This window comes from Aureimonas ureilytica (assembly GCF_001475935.1).
Lineage (GTDB): Bacteria > Pseudomonadota > Alphaproteobacteria > Rhizobiales > Rhizobiaceae > Aureimonas > Aureimonas ureilytica_A.
On the sequence record NZ_LDQA01000155.1, the window covers coordinates 1 to 696 of the forward strand.

1 protein-coding gene is annotated in these 696 nt (G+C 49.6%); it reads right to left on the bottom strand.

Annotated elements, in window-relative coordinates:
- On the bottom strand, positions 1-345 hold a 345-nt coding region (locus tag NS365_RS23195), incomplete at its 3' end, for a hypothetical protein (protein ID WP_193753533.1).
- Positions 346-696: the final 351 nt, after the last annotated feature.

The window sequence follows — 696 nt, forward strand, 5'->3', positions numbered from 1 at the left end:
GTGGTTGAACTCATCGCCCTGTAGAATTATGATCCCATTTTGCTTCTCGTAGCCGGTCGCTTTGCGCACTGGCTCTGGCGTCGCATCGCCAAACCGTAATTCGTAGCTTTCCAGCTCTCCACTTACGATCGAGCCTCCAATGTAGAGGCTGTTCGCTTCCGCCCCTACGCCCGCATCAGGCTTGTAGGTCGCGAGGCATTCCGGCTCGTCGGTGAAGGGATTTGACCCCTTCCTCAACTCCCAGCCTCCGCTTGTGTGGATAACGGGGAAAAGCAAAACGTCTTCTGAAGAGGCCGGATTTGCCGATGCGATGAGGCAAATGGCCGTGATGGTTGCGGAATTCATGGTCTTTGATTCGCTCGGATCGGTGCGGGATGACTTCAAAAAATCTCGCGCATTCCAACCGCAAAGCATTGCGATCACAACCTCTATTCCATTCCGTTCCCTTTTCGTTCTATCATGTTCTCACGGAAGTGGTGGAGCTGATGCCGAGTCGAAATTGGGACGAGTTCGAACAGGCGTGGCGCGCTGCCGACAATATAATCTGTGTAGATCTCGGTGCTGGCCGTATCCTTAAAAAAAAAAAAAAACAATAATAAATGACACGAAATAACACGACACAAAAAGTTAAGCCTACACAAAACTAACACAGTAATGTACACAGAACACTGCTAGACATACACACTAATCACATGA